A 17,247-nucleotide genomic window follows, 5' to 3' on the forward strand; every position below is an offset into this window, starting at 1 on the left:
ACGAGCCGGAAGGCCACGGACTGCACTTCGGCTTGAATTGGCGGCGCGACCGCAAGGCCCGCATCCAGCGGTCCTGGGAGGAAACATTTGCCCTGCACGACGAGATTTTCCGCCGCTGGTCGGAATACGAACTCGATCTGGCCAAGCTGATCGATTATCCCGTGATGACTGACCTTCGCGAGCCGCATACGGTGGCCATGGTCAAGGCGATGCGTACTGCCGGCCGGCTCAGGCCTGGTTCTGCAGCCGGCCACCACGATGAAGCTGCCGGCACCGAGTACGGACATGCGGTGCGCGAATTCGAGGAGGCCTTCCTGATCGCCGAGGCGGAAGCAAAGCGCGTCAAGCGCGGCCACTTCACGCCCGAGGAGCAGCAACGGCTGCAGACTGCCCGCCAGTTGCTCAACGTCGCCGCTGATGAGGCCAGCTCGCCCGGGGAAAGGCAGGGGGCTTACCGGCAGCTGCGGAAGGCGGTCGACGGGCTGATCGCGATACCGGAAAAGGCTCTCGCCGCCCTCGAAGCCCGCCACGAGCTGCGGCGCCGCGCCAGCGAAACAGCGCAGGATTCCGGCGAAACTGACGGAACCGGCACTGTCCCGTAGCACCGGCACACCGCCCCTGCACACCGCACCTTGAGGAAGGAACGCACCACCCACATGACCCAAAGCGACACTCCCCCGGACACTACCGTCCCCTTCAGGGACGCCACTTCCCGCAACGGCTCTTCCTACGACGACTCCTTCTCCGGCACCCCCTTGCTGGGCGGCTGGTCGATGCTCGCCAGCTCCGCCGTCGTCGAACTTCTTCTGCGCTCCGGCTTCGACTGGGTGTGCTTGGATGCCCAGCACGGCCAGTACGACGACGGCGCTGTCACCGAGGCATTGGCGATGACCCGGCATCTGGAGACCCCCGTCCTGGTGCGGGTGGTTGCCAACGATGCCGCCGTGATCGGCCGAACCCTCGATGCCGGGGCGGCCGGCGTTATCGTTCCGATGGTCAATTCCGCAGCCGAAGCGGAACGGGCTGTTCGCGCCTGCCTGTACCCGCCGTCCGGAGACCGGAGCCGCGGACCGTTCGAGGTCCACCGCGGCCGCGACTTCCCGTCGGTCGAGGAAGCCAACGCCTCGCTTCAGATCGGAGTCATGGTGGAAACCGCGCGGGCGCTGCGCAATCTTGAAGAGATTGCCGCCGTTCCAGGGGTCGGATTCATCTTCGTGGGTCCGCTCGATCTCTCCATCGATCTGGGCACCACCATCGATGATCTGTTGGACGGAGACGGTGAAGTCATCGCAGACGGCGAGCGCCATCCCGGACCGGGCGGGAACCAGCTCGAACGGGTTGTCCGCGTCTGCCGGGACAATGGCATCGGGAGTGGCATCTTCACCACCAATCCGGACCACCTTGCGGCGTTCAGGGCCATGGGTTTCGGCCGGATTGCGGCGGCCACGGACGTATCGCTGCTGCAGTCGGCAGCTGGCGATCTGCTCGCTGGACAAGGCAGGAACCGTCCCGCCGGGTAACCGGCAGCAAGGCCTGCCGCGAGGGCACTGCAGCGGCGTACACTGCGGGTATGGTTGCACGGATGATCCGCCGGATCGCCGGGCGGAAGATGCTCCTGGTCAGCGGCCTCCAAATCGTGTGCCTGGCCGGACTGATCGCTTATCTCGTTCATGCTTTCGGTGTTGCCCCCTTTGCAGCCGGGATTCAAGCCGTCAACATCTGGACTGTGCTGGCGGCCCTGTCCTGTGGCTTTGTCGCAACGTGGGCACAGGCGACACGGTGGCGGATTATCTGCCGCGGGTATGGAATCCAGTTGTCCACCAGCCAGGCGCTGCGCCAGTGCTATGGCGCTACGCTGCTGAATTCTGTGTTGCCCAGCGGGATGGCCGGTGACGCGTATCGAACCGTCCAGCACCGGACCGAGCACAATTCATCCTGGTCCAGCAGCATCGGCTCGGTCGCGGGAGAACGCCTTGCGGGGACCGTAATCGTCATTCTCGCAGCGGCGATCGCGCTGGCGACACAGGATTGGCGGCTGAGTCTTGCGACGCTCGCAGTGTCGGTGGCTGTACTCGCCGGCGCCTGGCCGTCCATCCGACGAATTGCCTTGCCGGCGTCGATGGCGGTCTGGTCCTTGTCGCTGTTGCAATGGGGCTGCTTTTTGCTGATGTTCTGGGCCGCGGCTTCAATGACCTCGCCAGGCATTCCGTTCGCCCACGTGACCGGACTGGGAGCGATCTGCCTGGCCAGCATGTTCATTCCCCTCGGCGTTGGCGGTTGGGGTCCGCGCGAGGGCGCCACGGCCCTTGCTTTCATGGCCTATGGGTACTCCGGCGCGGAAGGCGTCGCCGCAGCCACCGGATACGGCATCCTCGCGCTTATATCCGTCCTGCCCGGGGTGCCGGTATTGCTGGCATCCACCCGCATTGCCACTCAACTCCGCGCAGCTGCCCGCCGTCTGCGCAAATACCGCCGCCCGCTTCCGACCGATCCATTGGGAGAGCCTTCACAGCGGATTCCATAAACGGCAACCGGATTGACAAAACATCTATAGTCGGAATGTGCGCTATTGCGGCGCATCCCCTTTGGAGAAAGGCAGCCATGCCCCTCGACGTCCACCGCCTCCGTGCGCATTTCCCGTCCCTGGCTTCAGGTATCGCCCACTTCGACGGTCCCGGCGGCACCCAGACACCCGACGTCGTCGGCCATGCCATAGCCGCCACCCTGACCGGTCCGCTGTCCAACCGCGGCCGCAGCGTGCTCCCGGAGCAGAACGCCGACTACGCCGTCGCCGAGTTCCGCGGCGCCTTCGCGGATTTCCTCAACGCGGACACACGCGGGATCGTCTACGGCCGCAGCGCCACCCAGCTCACCTACGACTTCTCCCGGCACCTGAGCCGCAGTTGGGGTCCCGGCGACGAGGTCGTGGTCACCCGGCTGGATCACGACTCAAACGTCCGGCCCTGGGTTCAGGCCGCCGAACGTCAGGGTGCCGCCGTGCGCTGGGTCGGATTCGATCCGGAGACCGCGGAACTGAACCTGGACGAGGTCAAGCAGTCGCTCAGCGGACGCACCCGGATTGTTGCCCTCACCGCCGCATCAAACTTCGTCGGCACTATGCCGGACGTTCCGGAAATTGCCCAGTTGGTGCACGACGCCGGCGCACTGCTTTACGTCGACGGCGTCCACTATGCTGCTCATGAAGCGGTGGACGTGCTGGCTCTCGGCGCGGACTTCTTCGTCTGCTCGCCCTACAAGTTCCTGGGTCCGCACTGTGCCGTACTGGCGGCATCGCCGGAGTTGTTGGAGTCCATCGAACCGGACAAGCTGCTGCCCTCGACCAACGCCGTGCCGGAACGGTTCGAGTTCGGAACACTTCCCTACGAGATCATGGCCGGCGCGACGGCGGCCGTTGACTTCATCGCCTCCCTCGGCGGGACGGAAGGCGGCCGGCGCGAGCAAATTGTCTCAGCCTTCGCCGCCATCGACGCGCATGAGGAAGCGCTACAGGAGAAGCTCGAATCCGCACTTGCTGGACTGCCCGGCGTCGTGCTGCACTCGCGGGCAGCAGCCCGCACGTCCACCCTGCTGCTGAGCTTCAACAACCACCGCGCCGTCGATGTCAGCAAGTTCCTCGCCGGCCAAAACATCCTCGCCCCCGCCAGCAACTTCTACGCCATCGAAGCCTCCCGCACACTGGGGCTCGACGACGACGGCGGGCTCCGCATCGGCCTTGCACCCTACACTTCGGACGACGACGTCCAGCGGTTGATCGACGCACTGACGGAGTTCCTCGAGGTCTAGGTGCTCAGCGCCTGCTCAGTTCGAAGATTCCGCAGTGGCCCCCAGCTGTGCCGCGGATGGAAACCTCCTCAGGGCTGCCGGTGTTTTCCAGACGGAGGAGCTCATTCCGGGCGAGTGCGAGTTCCGCACCGGACGACGTCTTCACAATTGTTTCCGCACCCGTGGTGTAGATGAGAACGGTGTCCGCGGCGGTGAGGAATGTCCTTGTATCCGGTAAATCGAGCCATTCCACCCGGGCGGTAAAACTGTCCTGGCGGTGGATTAAATTGAAATCCCGGATGGGCCCTCGGAGCAAAGCGCACTCGGTACTGCGGCCGCCGTCGAACGGGTAGGCGTCAAACGGGAGCAGGTCCCGTCTGACCTTCCCGTCGATAGTCAAGCGCATACCGCCACCTTCCAGAACCGTGATGATCCGCTGCATCCCCGGAAAGGTGGAGAACGATCCGTCCCCGGCGATGTCGGCGATGGAGAGCCGCCAGCCATAATCCGCATCCGCCGTGTCCCGCGCAAGTTCCGTCGTCGTTCCGCCACCGTTCTTCCACGGCATGACCGTAAAATCCGCCGCTGAATAGTGCGTCGCCGTCGTCAAGAACTTCCTCCATCATCGTGCAGCTCGAAATGGCAGAGCCACGTGAAAACCCTACAGCGGATGGTGCCGGGCGCCGTCTAGGGCCGCGTCTTTGGGACCTGGTCCATTTTGCGCGTCCTCGCTGGAGGAGGAAGTTGGGCGCAAACGATAGCCAGCAGACAGATACTGAACCCTATCCATTGGACAAGCCCCAGATACTGTTGCAGCAATATGATTCCGAGCAACGTTGCGACGATCGGCGACAGAAGAGGGAGAAACGAAGCTGCCGAGACCGGAAGCTTACCCAGCCCGCCGAACCAGGCCCAATACGCCAGAAGCGCGCCGACGATTCCCAGCCACGCGTACCCCGCTCCGGCACCGGCATCAATTGGCGGAGGGGCGCCTTCGAACAGAAACGAGGCCGGGACAAGCATGACGCCTGCCCAAGCCAGCAGCCACGAGGCCCAGGTAAGACCTCCCACCGGACGGTGCCATTTCTTGAAGAGCACAATTCCTGCAGCCATGCTGCCGGCGCCGATGATACCGGCCACGATCCCCCATGCATCCACTACAGCGTCCGAATCCAGCACCATCATGGCAATGCCGGCTATGCCGATAAGCCCCCATACAATTCTCCATATCGTGGGAGCTTCTTTCAGGATCAGATAGCCGAGGGCCGCGACGAACAGCGGCTGGCAGGCAATCAATACCGAGGCCAGCCCGCCCGGCAAGCGGTAGGCGGAGATGAAGAGCAGGGGAAAGAACATTCCCATATTCAGCAGCCCCATGACGAGCGATTTCCACCACCACTCTCCCCAAGGGAGCTGGCGGCAGATGAGCAGGCCGATAATACCCGCGGGCAGGGCACGCAGGGCGCTGGACCAGACTGGGTACCCGGCGGGCAACAGCTCGGTCGTGACGACGTAGGTGGTGCCCCACACGGCCGGCGCGGAAGCGCACAGCAACACCCATTTCCAAGGCGTGGTTCTGTCCGCGGTGGGGGCACTGGTGGCATTCGGTGCCTTCATTTTTGCGCCCTTCCTGGTATCGAAATACATGCGATGGCCATGGCGTGGTTTCGGCCCTGCCTGTCCGGCACGACTTCGCCTGACCACAGAGTCCCTTCCGCTTGCCCCTTGGACCAGCGACGTCCCCGAATCAGTAAAACCTCGGGACTGAAGAACCCCGCTATACCCACCCCCAGGGCCTTGTAAACGGCTTCCCGCGCGGTCCACCACTCCACCAGTTGCCGGTCGGTCATCCCGGCCGCGTCGGTCTGAAGCGACGCGAGCACGGACCTCAGCTCCGGCGCCCGTCCTTCCGGCTCGACGTCGATGCCGACTTGCGTGCCACGGCTCACGGCCGCGCAGACTATAGACCCGCTGTGGGACACCGAAGCATGCAACTGCGGGTCGGTTGGCACTGGAATACCGCCCCTATAGTCCAGCCCGGCATGCCGTGGGTCGACCCACCCTGTCATCAGTCCGATCAGCAGCCGCACAAAAGCGCTGCCCGTTAGCGAGGCAAAGCGGGCGGCTTCGGGCCGGAGGTACACACGCTCATGCTCACGGCGGTTACACCAAACCGCCGTCTGAGGATCCGGCTCTCCGGCCAGGTACGCCAGCTCTGGCCTGCCATCGGGCTGCAACTGCACTTTCGCAGTTCCCTGCCAACCTTCGTACTCAACCCTGACAGCGGATCGTTCACTTGCAGATGCCTGCGTGTGATGGTCCCGGATTTCGTGCCGCTCCATGCTGATGGGCATCTATCAGACTTTCGCGCTTGAGTGCTTGAGCTGGAATTCGCGTACGACTGCCGCCAAGGATTGCACACCCGGTTCCCTGAGCACTGTGTAGTGGTCGTCCGGTAACTGCTTCTCATCAAAGTCCAGCTGCCCGGCGGAGATGATGTCTTCTACTGAGGAGTAGAGATCACCGGCGGCTTTGATGATGAGTACGGGACATCTGAGCTGGAGATCCGCCATCTCGGTGAAGGAGTAGTCGAATTCATACGTCCCGGACACCAGATCCACTATCCGGCGCACCTGCGACGCTTCGAATCCATCGACGTTGGCCATCACGAACCTGACCATATCCTCGGCCGAGGTGACGGTCTCCCAGGCCTCTGATATCAGATCCGGGTCGATGCGGCCGGTGAACACGGAGGTGAGCATGGCGACGAATTCGCGGTTCTCGAAGGAGGCTGCCCGGTTGCCTGTCGGCTCCCCGCCGAGTTCCACAGCAGGGTTGCCTGGACAGACAAGCACCAATGACTCGACGTTCTTTCCCCAATTCTCCAGTTGAAAGGCTGCTTCGAACGCGACCCGGCATCCGAATGAGTATCCGATCAATCGGTATGATTCGCGATCCGGTATCAATTCGATGTCGTGCCGCGCCATCTCATGTACGTCACTGTGGATGGGCTCGTCCGGGTTGAGGCCGCTCGCCCTGACGCCGTAGACGGTGGACTCTGTCTGCAGGTTGAGGGCAAGCGGTTTAAGGTTGATCGGAACGCCCCCCAGGCCGGGCCAGGCAATGGTCGCGGGGCCTGGCCTGGAATCACTGAGCGGGATGAGCCTGGAGGCATGTGAACCTTCGTCAATGGCGCTGGCGAGATCGTTCAGCACCGGATTGGAGAACACTGTCTCGGGCCCAATAGTGATGCCGCCCTGCTCTCTGAGTTTCGCAAGCAGCATCATGACGCGGATGGAGTCACCGCCAATCTGGAAGAAATTGTCGTCCGCCGATACGTCGTCTTCCTTCAAAACGCCCTGCCACAGCCGGACCAGCAGCGCCTCGGTCGCTGTACTGGGTTCAACAATCCCGCGACTGCGTGACGGGGCGGTCACTTCCGGGCTCTGCTCCAGCGCGCGGCCGTCAATCTTTCCGTTCGGTGTAGTCGGGAAGCCGGAGACAAGCACCGTCCGGTCCGGAACCATGTAGTCGGGAACGTAGTTGGTCATATCCTTCGTGATCATCTCGGCAGGGCCGGTCATGTGTACGGAGTCTTCGTTCATGCCGCGGTGCTCGATTTGTTCGTCGGAGATGTGTCCTCCCAGTGCGAAATATGATGGAAGGTCCCGTTCTTCAGAGACGCCGAGTGCCTTTTGAATCGTCAATGCCGAGGGGAGCGGGTGGCCGCTGAATGAGCTGTATCCGGCGGACATGAATCCGAACTTCAGATCGTTGTCCTGGATCTTGTGCATCTGGTAGCCCATCGATATGTAGGCGTGCCTGGGATCGTCTTCCCCGGACACGATGGCCACCCCGAAGTCCGCCCGGCTGTACACCGCCTGGTTGATGGCGATGACCTCGTTCTGCCGGACATAGAGGTCCGAAATGCGCTGCAGCTCGTTTTGCCCTGTGTGCTTGTACATTCCAGGTTCGAGCGGCATGGTCGTGTGCTCGGGAATCGAAATATAGAAGTTGCAGGCCTCCAACCACGGCTGCCGCAAAGTGCGAAGTTCAACAGTGCCCAGGTAGACGTCGTCGTCTGACTCCTGTCCCGGGAAGTTGATTTGTCCGGGCTCCTCGAAGTGCACGTGGGCATCGTGCCGGGCGGCGAACTGCTCCATGGCACCGAGCATGTGGCCGGCCTCCAGCAGCTGTACCTCTTTGACGTTCTTCTGGTAGACGTCCTGGATTGCGGAAGTCTTCGAAACCAGGTGGAACCGGAGCCCGGTCGGATTCCATTCCTTCTGGTCAGGCAGGAGGTAGAGTTGCCGCTCGATTGGATGGAAATAGTACATGCCTGGTGGAATGCCAAGCGTCCCGTCGTTCTCCAGATAAATCTGCGTGGAGTACAGCGCCCCGGGGGAGGCATACAAGTACTTTGGCAGCAGCCGCTCCGGGCTATGGTGAGCCGATACCGCGTGAAGCATATCCAATACCGATGCGCGGTAGGTGTCCGCATCGGGCGCGGAAGGCTCAACGGCGCCTGGTTCCGCGGCTGCAATCAACTTCAGGATCTCACGTTGGCGGGCACGCGGCCCGTCGAAGAATCGATACGTTTTCCGCGCGTAGGTGTGTGCTTCGATGCGTTCCTCTGAACCGCTACCCGGGATACTGATGACATCCGCCTCCGGGATGCCGTCAACATCACGCAGCCCCGGGCTTGAGAGCTGGGCTTTTACCTGTGTTCTGTCTGCTTTGGACCGGTGGTGTGATGCCGCCTGGGCACCATCCATCAAGGGTGCATTCCCGGGATCAAGCTGGATGCAGGCAACAAGCTCCTGTTGGCCCGGTCGGCGGCCGGACAGCAACAAGGCATGGGCCCGTTCAACCCAAGGATGACGGTGAAATTGAGCCGCTATTTCGTCGAGCTCGACCCGGTTGCCACGAATTTTGACTTGATTGTCGAACCGTCCGAGGAACTCAAGGTTGCCATCCTCCAGCTTTCTCACCCGGTCTCCGGTTCGGTAGCACCGTTTACCGTTGATGACCGGGAACTTCTTGGCAGTTTCCCCGGGCATTCCCTGATAGCCAATGGCGACTTGCACCCCGGAGATCCAGAGTTCGCCGACCGTGGCGGCCGCAGGTCCCTCGGGACCGTCCTCCATCACCGAGAAGTCAACATTGGACACTGGCTTCCCGATCGGCACGGAGTTGGTACCGGACCACGTCTCCTGGAGGCCGCCGGCCGGAATTTTGAACGAGGTCGCGTTGATAGTGCACTCAGTCGGCCCGTAAAGGTTGACAACCTCAAGGTCCGGCAACTGCCCTGAAGCTTGGCCACCAGGTCCCACGATAGGGCTTCCCCACCGGAGAAGATCCGACGGAGCGAAGTCACCTTCGGCAGCTCCCCGGTCTCGACTATTGCGTGCAGCAGAGTCGGGACTCCTTGGAAGGTGGTGACCCCGGCCTCCTGCATCCGGGCGATCAAAGCGTATGGGTCCCTGTGTTCTCCGCTTTCCACGGTCACCGCCACGGCGCCGGCAAGAGGGGCGAGTATTTCCCATTGCGCCGCATCGAACCCAATGGGGGTCTTTTGGATGATCCGGGTTCCCACTGTCAAGTACTCGTGGTCATGGAACCAGTCCAGCTGGTTAGCAAGGTTCGCCCGTGATACTACGATTCCCTTGGGGTCGCCCGTCGAGCCGGACGTATAAATCAGATAGGCAGGTTCATCCGGCTCTACGTTTAAGTCCACCAGGTCCCACACATGGGCTGTTCCTGTCGGAGCGTCAGCCTCCATATCGTGGAGCAGGATCTCGACATCCATAACGGTGAGGTCCGCATATCCCCAGCTCCGGACACGCTCGGCGTCATTGGAAGCGGCGAGCACCGTGGTTGCTCCGCTGTCGTCCAGGATGTACTTGATCCGCTCTTCAGGATAGGACGCGGCGATGGGAAGGTAGGGCCGCCGGGAGGACAGTGCGGCGATGGCAGCCGTGGATGGCACAATTCCCGGCTCGGCCAGAATTGCGACCGCTCCTCCCCCTTCAGCGGAGCCGATTTCCCCCGCAAGGCGTGCCACCAGTGTCGTCAAATGTCTGGCGGAAATCGAGAAGTCTGCACCGATAAGTGCATCTATTTCCAAGGGTTCAATCGGTTTGAGCTGGTCAAACGTCATTTTGAGGTCCTATTGCGAAAATTTCCTATGGTGCCGGTACACGCCGATCGAAAGACCGGCGTCTGGATCCGCGCCGTCGAATCGGAAGTTGCCGGGGCAGGACACTTGCTTCGGCCGTTTGGGAGGCAAGTGTCCGGCGGGGCAACGCATAAAGCCTCGAGCTATGAGACGAGACAGGAGTAGGTGAAATCTGGGGAATCAAAACGCGAATCATATCTGACCTCGTCGTATCGACTCCAACAACCTGGACTATATGGTTAGGCATGAAGCTCACCTCGAAGATAACAGGAGTATAACACCGGGAGCTGAGCCGGGACTGGATCTGTTGCAGTGAGGATGAATGGTTCAATCCGTCCAGATGTCAGTTCCCCGTACTTCCTATAGCGCAATTCATCCGGATATGTCATCATTATTCCGTCGCGTGGATACCATCGTCCCGCGCAGACATCACCGTATCCGCACAGAGGCTTTGCCGAGCGCTGGATAATTCATTATTTGGGGGAAATGATGCTTGGAAAAGCTCTGTCCGTTATCGTTGGCGCCATTTTGCTGGTGAGTGGGTTCACTGTGCCAGCCGAAGCCGCCACCACCTATAAAGCTTCGCTTCGCAGCGCCGTCCGCTCGCTTCCGGTGGCCGCCGAGCGGGACACCGGCTATGACCGGTACCGCTACTTCGGTGATTGGAAGGATTTCAACCGGGATTGCCAGGACACCCGGGCCGAGGTTCTGATTCAGGAATCGAAGACCACCACGCGTTTCACCTCGCCCACCCGGTGCACGGTCAGCAAGGGCAAATGGGTTACCAATTGGGATAACCGCACTCATTACTACGCTTCCAAGGTCCAGATCGACCATCTGATCCCGGTCCATGAGGCCTGGGGCTCCGGCGCGAAATCATGGAGTCAAAACCGGCGCATCAACTTCTATAACGACATGGGCGACCGCCGGGCGCTGAACCCGCAGACCAGTTCGCTGAACTCATCCAAGCAGGCCAGCGGACCCGAAGCCTGGATGCCGCCGAAAAACCGCTGCCGCTACGTGGCGGACTGGGTCGCCATCAAGATCCGTTGGGGCCTGAAGGTCGACCGGGCGGAGAAGGACGCGCTGGTGAAGTTCGCCAATGCCTGCTCGTCCCGTACCATCACCGTCACTAAGCGCTAATCTGCAGCGGACAGCCTGGTCAGTTCCCGGTACGTTCCTTTTCGAGCCGCCGCGCCACGAGAGCTTGTGTGTCGCAGTGGCGACCAGGGCTTGCGGGCATCTGGTGTCACAGTGGCTTCAGAATCCATGCTCCGGCTCCTTGTCTCAGCATCCAGATTTACATGAACCGGCCAATATACATCTGCACAGCTCAATCACCGCCGGCTGCGGACATACTTCGCCCGTCACCATATATGGCGACCCGGTCAGGTCTCGGGCTCTATGTTATAGACACCGGGGTTGGTAGTCCGGATCCGCCGGACCGGAGGGCTGTCCGAGTGCATGCGCCACCAGTTGATGGACTACAGGATCGTTGGGTGCCTGGTCATGTTCCACGAGGTCAGCCGGGCATTTATCCTGGATCGTGATGTTAGTGGCCCGACGGTCCGGTCCTGCCAGGAACTGACTGCGGTAAGGCGTCACCACCTCGTCGTAAATGGTTGCGATGACGGTGTATGAGGGACCGTTCACGATGTCCCCGATCGAGTTCAGTTTGGTGAGGAACGGCGAGCCGGCCTGCTGGTCGGCACAGGCTTGGCACAGCGGGTTTGAATCACTGGTCTCCAGCGGAACGTTTTCCGGAGTCGGAGTAATAAGGCCTTCCGTGCCGTGGTTGGACGGCGCGATACCCACGAGATGGTTGACCTCCTTCGCGCCTCCCAGGAATCCCATGTAATAGCGGGGCATCATTCCACCTTGGCTGTGGCCCACAATATCCACTTTCTTCGCCCCGGTGGCTGCCAGGACTTCATCAACGTATACCGCGAGCTCCTGCGCTGACTCGGCGACGGGTCCGGTGGCATAGATTCCGTTGGTTTCGCCGTAATTCAAGGCGAAGACGCAGTACCCTTCATTTTTCAAGTGTGGCGACAGCGTGCTCCAGTTTTTTGCCATGCTCTCGAACGTGCCCGGAACCAGTACGACTGGATTGGGGTGCTCGGCGGATGGCTGGCAGGACCAGTCGTTGGCCCCTGGCGGCGAAATCTCAAGGGTGTCAGCAGCAGCAGGTGCGACGCCGGTGAGGCTTGCAGCGGCGAAAGCCAGCGTGGCTATCAGGGCAGAAGGCTTAAAGGACATGAAGGGGTCTCCCTCTACTCGACCGCCGGTGAGCTGTTTGCCGCCGGGCGGGATCATCATTGAAACGAACGTAAGGTCCAACTCCCTAAACCCTAAAGTTGAATTCGGAAGGCGACAAGAACGATCCTGCGTGACGCCTCCGGGTAAAGCACAACCGCGGGCAAGCCCAAAGATATAGTCGCCTGAAACACTTCCCGTCCTGTTGCCCGAATACACTGGTGGAATGCCAGCAGTGAACGCGTCCCTGATTCTGGGGCCCATCTTGCGCTACGTCGACGAGATGACGGCCACTGTTTGGGTCGAGACCTCGGCACCGTCGGAGGTCGCTGTGCTCGGCCGCACGAGCCGGACCTTCTCCGTCGGCGGGCATCATTATGCTCTCGTCATCATTGACCGCCTGAGCGCCGGTTCCGAGACTGAGTACTCGGTGACCCTCGATGGAATGACGGTTTGGCCGGAACCGGACGAGCGGCGGGCCACTCCCCGGATCCGCACAATGGAAGCCGGCCGGGAACTCGATATCGTTTTTGGTTCCTGCAGGGTCGACCGGCCCAATGTTGAGCCGTGGACACTGGAACACGGTGAAGCACCGGACGCGGTGGGAGTTGATGCTCTGATCGCTTTATCCCGCGCGCTGCAGGCCGGTGAACGCCCGCTCCCTGACCTTCTGCTGCTGCTCGGAGACCAGATCTATGCGGACAAGCGGCTGTCCCCCGAGGTGCGCGAGCAGATGGCCCGGAAGCAGCCGCCGGGCACACCCCCAAAGGGCGCGGCGCGCAACTTTGACGACTATGCCTGGGTGTACCAGCACAGTTGGTCGCAGCCGGATATCCGCTGGCTGCTCTCGACTGTGCCCTCGGCGATGATTTTCGACGATCACGAGGTGCGGAATCACTGGAACATCTCGGCCCAGTGGCGGCACGAGGTGATGCAGGATCCGGGTTGGCCGGAGCAGATCATGGGGGCCTACCTGGCGTATTGGCTCTACCAACACATGGGCAATCTCTCTCCGACTGCTTTGGTTGAGGAGGGCTTGTGGCCCGCGTTGATGCACTCGGACGACGGCGAGAGGCGGCTTCGTGAATACGCAGCCCATGCCGATGATGAAGTGAATGGCCGCAAGCAGTCACGCTGGAGCTACTGCCGCAATCTGGGCCGCACAAGGCTCGTCATGCTGGACACACGCTCCGGACGAGTACTGGAAACCGGCCGGCGCAACATGCTCAGCGAGGATGAGTGGGACATGGTCGAAGGCTGGCTCCAGGGCGATTGCGACCATTTGTTGATCGGCTCTTCCCTGCCGTTTCTGCTTGAGCCGTCCGTACACGACGTCGAAGCTTGGAACGAGGCGATCGCCGAGGGGATTTGGGGCACCAAGTTTGCGAGACGGGGAGAGAAACTCCGGCTGGTCGGCAATCTTGAGCATTGGGGCGCATTCCGCACTTCGTTCCGACGTCTGGCAAAGGCCATCGGAGAAGTCGCAGCCGGGCAACGCGGGGCGGCGCCGGCAACAGTGCTGGTGCTTTCCGGCGACGTCCACCATTCCTACGTCGCACACGTCGACCGGCTGGACCAGCCGGCACAGGCGCCGGTTGCCCAGATCGTCAGCTCCCCGTTGCGCAGCCACTATCCGGGCAAGCTGCGCAGGGCCATCATTATCGCCAATTCCTGGATTGCCCGGCTTATCGGCCGCCTGCTGGCCAACACAGCCCGGGTTCCGGAGGCAGGCATTAAATGGTCCCTGACAACCGGTCCGCTGTTCGGCAATCATCTGGCCTCGTTGCGGCTCGACACCGGCTCCGGAAAGCTGCGGATCGAGCGCGCGGAGCACAGCAATGGCACTCCCTTTCTGCGGCTCGTACATCAGGAAACGATCGCCGGAAACGATGCCCGGAAGAAGCGGCAATCCTCTGTCCCGCCGTCACAGTAGCAGTGTCGTGATCTATGCGAATGTTTCAGTAGGTAGACTCGATCCGTAGTCCAGTAGTCAGCGCCGGAAGGGGTGGTTTTCCTGATACGGGTCATTAGCTACAACCTCCGAAAGCACAATGCCAGTGGTGAACTTGTCGACCTGACGAAGGATTTCCATCCCGATATATTGTGCCTTCAGGAATGCAAGGTATCGGAACTTCCCGAGACGATCGGCACCCTGCACCTGGCCGACTCCACCAAGGCGAACCGGCTCGGTTTGGCGATCTATTACGCGCAGGACCGCTTCACAGCACTGGATACAAGCGCCTTCTCCCTCAAGAAATCACTGCATGACCGGATCGCCGCACCGGCGCATGAGCGGCTCATCGGAACACGGCTCATCGACAATGAGTCGCACCATGACATCGTTGTCGGCTCCTTCCATGCCGCCCCATTGACCGCCTCGAATTCGCTGCGCCGGAAGCAGATCCATGCCGCGCATGAGGAACTGCTCAGCATGGGTTCCGGACTCATCTCGCTCATGGTCGGGGACTTCAACTACCCCTTCTTCACCAAGAACCTCACAGCGCATATGAACGCCTCCGGATATGACCTCACGCTGAGCGACAGCAGAACCTATATGCGCTACAAGGTCTTCAAGGGACACTTCGACTTCGCCACGTCCAGAGGTATGAACATCGACAACGTCGAGACCCTGCCGAGCGGCGATTCCGACCACTTACCAATTCTCATAACCGCCGAATACAGCGAAATTCTTTAGGAGCATACATGCGCGCCGCCATAATCCACGGCCCGGGCGACATCCGGGTCGAAGACCGGGATTACCCCACCATCCAACGCCCCACAGACGTCATCGTGAAAGTGACGGCGTCCTGCGTCTGCGGCTCGGACCTCTGGCCTTACCGCGGCGTGCGCGAAACCGAGGAGCCCCGCGCGATCGGCCACGAGTTCGTGGGAGTGGTCGAGGAAACCGGCAGCGAAGTGACCCAGCTGGCGGCTGGCGACTTCGTCATCGCTCCTTTTGTGGACAGCTGCGGCCACTGCCCCCAGTGCCTCAATGGCGTCACCGTGGCCTGCGATCATCTGACCGGTTGGGGCGGCAACGACGAGCATGGCGATTATGTCGACGGCGGCCAGGGTGAGGCCGTCCGTGTCCCCCAGGCGGAAGGAACGCTGCGGAAGGTCGAAGGAGTCAGTGATCCGGATGCCGCCTTGACCGCCAATCTGCTGACGCTCTCCGACGTCATGGCCACCGGACATCACGCCGCGGTCAGTGCACAAGTGGGGCCGGGGCGCACCGTCGTCGTCGTTGGTGACGGCGCCGTGGGGCTGTGCGGGGTACTCGCCGCCAAGCGTCTGGGCGCCGAACGCATCATTGCCATGTCCCGCCACGAAGACCGCCAAGCCCTGGCCCGCGATTTTGGAGCCACCGACATCGTCGCTGAACGCGGCGACGACGGCGTGGCGAAAGTACGCGAGCTCCTCGGCGGAGTGCTGGCCGATTCCGTGCTGGAATGCGTCGGGACGAAGGAATCCATGAAGCAAGCGCTTGGCAGCACCCGTCCTGGCGGCAATCTTGGCTTCGTCGGAGTTCCGGCCGGAGGAGCGGAGTTGCCGATCGGATTGCTCTTCGCCAAGAACATCACCGTGGGCGGCGGAATGGCCCCTGCGCACACCTACATTCCCGAATTGCTCGAGGATGTCCTGGCCGGGCGGATCAACCCGGGCAAGGTATTCGACGTCGAAATGCCCCTTGACGAAGCGGCCGAAGCGTACAAGGCTATGGACGAAAGGCGCTCCATCAAGGTCCTGCTGAAGCCATAACGATAACGAGTCCGGCGCCGCGACGACGGCGCGGTCAAGGGATCAGGCATTTCTGCCTGCCGCAGGTCCGGCCGGAGGGAATATGCCCGACGGATCCAGCTGGGCACGGAGCGCTTCCAGACGCATATGGATGTCGGCCGGCCAGGCAAGGCTCATAGCATCGGGCTCAGTCCAATCTCCCAGGAAGTTGATCTGCGATCCGCCCGTCGCCCAAGGTGCAGCCATGGTGAGGACAGCTTCACCGGACCGGGGGACGACCCCCTCGGGCATTTCCGGCATCACCCTGGGGGCCCCGTGGCCTGTGGCTTGAACGGAAGTGGGCACTTGGAACCTGGTTCCAGAACTGCATCGCCAAGGGCGGTGCGGAGGGCCGGGATGACTTGCACGCCCGGGATGACTGAATGCCGCCACAATTCAGGCATAGGATAGCGCACAGACGGGACGGGCCCGGCCCTGCTAAAGCGAAAGACTGCGATGAAGAATCCGCCGGAAACCGGTGTACGGAGATGACTTCCCACCGGACGGAATCAATCAATGCCCGCTCTGGAAGCAACCGCTTCGGAGGCAGGTTTTTCAGGCGTCAAAACATCAAATACATCGGCATGGGCATCATCGTGGCGAGCGTGATTCCCTACCTGGCCCTCGCCACCTGGGTCAACGTCTTCGCTCCTGAACTGATCGTCGGCAACTATCCCTTCGGCACCACGGACCCGATTTCGGCAGGCGTCGGGGGATGGTCATTGCTGATTGGTTTCCCGGTGGGGCTTGCGCTGGTGTTTGTCGGATGGATGGTTAACGGCCACATCAAGGACCGGGACAGGTTCGGCAGAGGACGGCGGCTGGCCTTCGGAGCATTGCGCCTGGCCACGTCCTTGGAAATAACGTTCCTGACGGCTACCCTCGCCTTCGGATTCCAGCTGTTGCTGATGTTTGTGGTCGGACGCGCCTGACATCCCGCCCCTCGTCTGGCAGCAGCAAACCCGGCTACGGCTGACAGGTGCTTTCCATGACGAGCTGCAGTTCCTGAGTCGTCCGGATGCTGCCGAGCGTGTCCGTCACTCCCGCGTTGCGTGCATTGTCAATGATGCTGGGCATCGTCACGATGACGAGAGGACCAGGTTTCGCGTAGTTGGTCGCTTATTGCACATAAAAACCCTTCTGACTAAGGGTTTTGCCTAGTCAGAAGGGTTATTCGGAGCCCCCTGCCGGATTCGAACCGGCGACATCCTGTTTACAAGACAGGTGCTCTGGCCAACTGAGCTAAGGAGGCG

General features: G+C 61.6%; 15 protein-coding genes and 1 tRNA gene. 9 read left to right on the forward strand and 7 right to left on the reverse strand.

The window, feature by feature from the left end:
* From Y707_RS23360 to Y707_RS0104295, 4 genes are all read left to right on the forward strand, one after another.
* Positions 1-602 (forward strand): hypothetical protein (locus Y707_RS23360; RefSeq protein ID WP_051441633.1); only part of this gene is annotated, 602 nt, incomplete at its 5' end.
* A gap of 54 nt (positions 603-656) precedes the next feature.
* Positions 657-1,520, forward strand: a complete 864-nt coding sequence (locus tag Y707_RS23365) for an HpcH/HpaI aldolase family protein (RefSeq protein WP_051441634.1) — start codon at positions 657-659, stop codon at positions 1,518-1,520.
* A 50-nt stretch (positions 1,521-1,570) separates the two neighbouring features.
* Positions 1,571-2,524: a lysylphosphatidylglycerol synthase transmembrane domain-containing protein gene (locus Y707_RS0104290; protein WP_026534166.1), complete on the forward strand. Its 954-nt coding sequence runs from the start codon at positions 1,571-1,573 to the stop codon at positions 2,522-2,524.
* A 77-nt stretch (positions 2,525-2,601) separates the two neighbouring features.
* Positions 2,602-3,804 carry a cysteine desulfurase-like protein gene (locus Y707_RS0104295; protein ID WP_026534167.1) on the forward strand — a complete coding sequence of 401 codons (1,203 nt, stop codon included), beginning with the start codon at positions 2,602-2,604 and terminating at the stop codon, positions 3,802-3,804.
* A gap of 4 nt (positions 3,805-3,808) precedes the next feature.
* Here the strand turns inward: Y707_RS0104295 and Y707_RS0104300 are convergent, their stop codons facing one another.
* From Y707_RS0104300 to Y707_RS32600, 5 genes are all read right to left on the reverse strand, one after another.
* Positions 3,809-4,393 carry a HutD/Ves family protein gene (locus Y707_RS0104300; protein ID WP_026534168.1) on the reverse strand — a complete coding sequence of 195 codons (585 nt, stop codon included), beginning with the start codon at positions 4,391-4,393 and terminating at the stop codon, positions 3,809-3,811.
* A gap of 77 nt (positions 4,394-4,470) precedes the next feature.
* Positions 4,471-5,400 (reverse strand): EamA family transporter, encoded by a 930-nt coding sequence (locus Y707_RS23370; protein ID WP_081744600.1) that lies wholly within the window; start codon positions 5,398-5,400, stop codon positions 4,471-4,473.
* Positions 5,397-6,137 (reverse strand): 4'-phosphopantetheinyl transferase family protein, encoded by a 741-nt coding sequence (locus Y707_RS0104310; protein WP_026534169.1) that lies wholly within the window; start codon positions 6,135-6,137, stop codon positions 5,397-5,399. Before Y707_RS0104310 ends, Y707_RS23370 begins: the two co-directional genes overlap by 4 nt.
* Before the next feature lie 3 nt (positions 6,138-6,140).
* Positions 6,141-9,038: a phosphopantetheine-binding protein gene (locus Y707_RS23375; RefSeq protein WP_253905057.1), complete on the reverse strand. Its 2,898-nt coding sequence runs from the start codon at positions 9,036-9,038 to the stop codon at positions 6,141-6,143.
* Positions 8,930-9,943 (reverse strand): AMP-binding protein, encoded by a 1,014-nt coding sequence (locus Y707_RS32600; RefSeq protein ID WP_051441636.1) that lies wholly within the window; start codon positions 9,941-9,943, stop codon positions 8,930-8,932. The genes Y707_RS23375 and Y707_RS32600 overlap by 109 nt, the downstream gene beginning before the upstream one ends.
* A gap of 504 nt (positions 9,944-10,447) precedes the next feature.
* Between Y707_RS32600 and Y707_RS0104320 the strand changes: the two genes are divergently transcribed.
* Positions 10,448-11,104: a GmrSD restriction endonuclease domain-containing protein gene (locus Y707_RS0104320; protein WP_253905054.1), complete on the forward strand. Its 657-nt coding sequence runs from the start codon at positions 10,448-10,450 to the stop codon at positions 11,102-11,104.
* Positions 11,105-11,368: 264 nt separating this feature from the next.
* On the opposite strand, the gene Y707_RS0104325 is transcribed toward Y707_RS0104320, so the two are convergent.
* A complete protein-coding gene (locus tag Y707_RS0104325) occupies positions 11,369-12,220 on the reverse strand; it encodes an esterase/lipase family protein (protein ID WP_026534171.1) in 852 nt (283 codons plus the stop codon).
* 223 nt (positions 12,221-12,443) lie between these two features.
* Between Y707_RS0104325 and Y707_RS23380 the strand changes: the two genes are divergently transcribed.
* The 4 genes from Y707_RS23380 to Y707_RS0104350 all read left to right on the forward strand — a co-directional run bounded on the left by Y707_RS23380 (position 12,444) and on the right by Y707_RS0104350 (position 16,926).
* Positions 12,444-14,150: an alkaline phosphatase D family protein gene (locus Y707_RS23380; protein ID WP_081744602.1), complete on the forward strand. Its 1,707-nt coding sequence runs from the start codon at positions 12,444-12,446 to the stop codon at positions 14,148-14,150.
* A gap of 84 nt (positions 14,151-14,234) precedes the next feature.
* Complete coding sequence (locus Y707_RS0104335) at positions 14,235-14,912, forward strand: endonuclease/exonuclease/phosphatase family protein (protein WP_026534172.1); 678 nt, start codon at positions 14,235-14,237, stop codon at positions 14,910-14,912.
* A gap of 8 nt (positions 14,913-14,920) precedes the next feature.
* A complete protein-coding gene (locus Y707_RS0104340; RefSeq protein ID WP_026534173.1) occupies positions 14,921-15,976 on the forward strand; it encodes a zinc-dependent alcohol dehydrogenase family protein in 1,056 nt (351 codons plus the stop codon).
* Positions 15,977-16,482: 506 nt separating this feature from the next.
* The gene (locus Y707_RS0104350) at positions 16,483-16,926 is read left to right on the forward strand and encodes a hypothetical protein (RefSeq protein WP_026534175.1); all 444 of its coding nucleotides are present in this window, start codon (positions 16,483-16,485) and stop codon (positions 16,924-16,926) included.
* A 246-nt stretch (positions 16,927-17,172) separates the two neighbouring features.
* Here Y707_RS0104350 and Y707_RS0104360 read toward each other — a convergent pair.
* Positions 17,173-17,246, reverse strand: a tRNA-Thr gene (locus tag Y707_RS0104360).
* Between the last annotated feature and the right edge of the window lies 1 nt (position 17,247).

Origin of the sequence: Arthrobacter sp. H14 (genome assembly GCF_000520495.1) — a bacterium.
Lineage (GTDB): Bacteria > Actinomycetota > Actinomycetes > Actinomycetales > Micrococcaceae > Arthrobacter_C.

Coding starts and splice junctions, on each gene's coding strand:
- Y707_RS23370 (WP_081744600.1), bottom strand. CDS start 5,400: ATGAAGGCACCGAATGCCACCAGTGCCCCCACCGCGGACAGAACCACG.
- Y707_RS0104320 (WP_253905054.1), top strand. CDS start 10,448: ATGATGCTTGGAAAAGCTCTGTCCGTTATCGTTGGCGCCATTTTGCTG.
- Y707_RS0104295 (WP_026534167.1), top strand. CDS start 2,602: ATGCCCCTCGACGTCCACCGCCTCCGTGCGCATTTCCCGTCCCTGGCT.
- Y707_RS0104325 (WP_026534171.1), bottom strand. CDS start 12,220: ATGTCCTTTAAGCCTTCTGCCCTGATAGCCACGCTGGCTTTCGCCGCT.
- Y707_RS23380 (WP_081744602.1), top strand. CDS start 12,444: ATGCCAGCAGTGAACGCGTCCCTGATTCTGGGGCCCATCTTGCGCTAC.
- Y707_RS0104340 (WP_026534173.1), top strand. CDS start 14,921: ATGCGCGCCGCCATAATCCACGGCCCGGGCGACATCCGGGTCGAAGAC.
- Y707_RS0104350 (WP_026534175.1), top strand. CDS start 16,483: ATGACTTCCCACCGGACGGAATCAATCAATGCCCGCTCTGGAAGCAAC.
- Y707_RS32600 (WP_051441636.1), bottom strand. CDS start 9,943: ATGACGTTTGACCAGCTCAAACCGATTGAACCCTTGGAAATAGATGCA.
- Y707_RS0104310 (WP_026534169.1), bottom strand. CDS start 6,137: ATGCCCATCAGCATGGAGCGGCACGAAATCCGGGACCATCACACGCAG.
- Y707_RS0104290 (WP_026534166.1), top strand. CDS start 1,571: ATGGTTGCACGGATGATCCGCCGGATCGCCGGGCGGAAGATGCTCCTG.
- Y707_RS23365 (WP_051441634.1), top strand. CDS start 657: ATGACCCAAAGCGACACTCCCCCGGACACTACCGTCCCCTTCAGGGAC.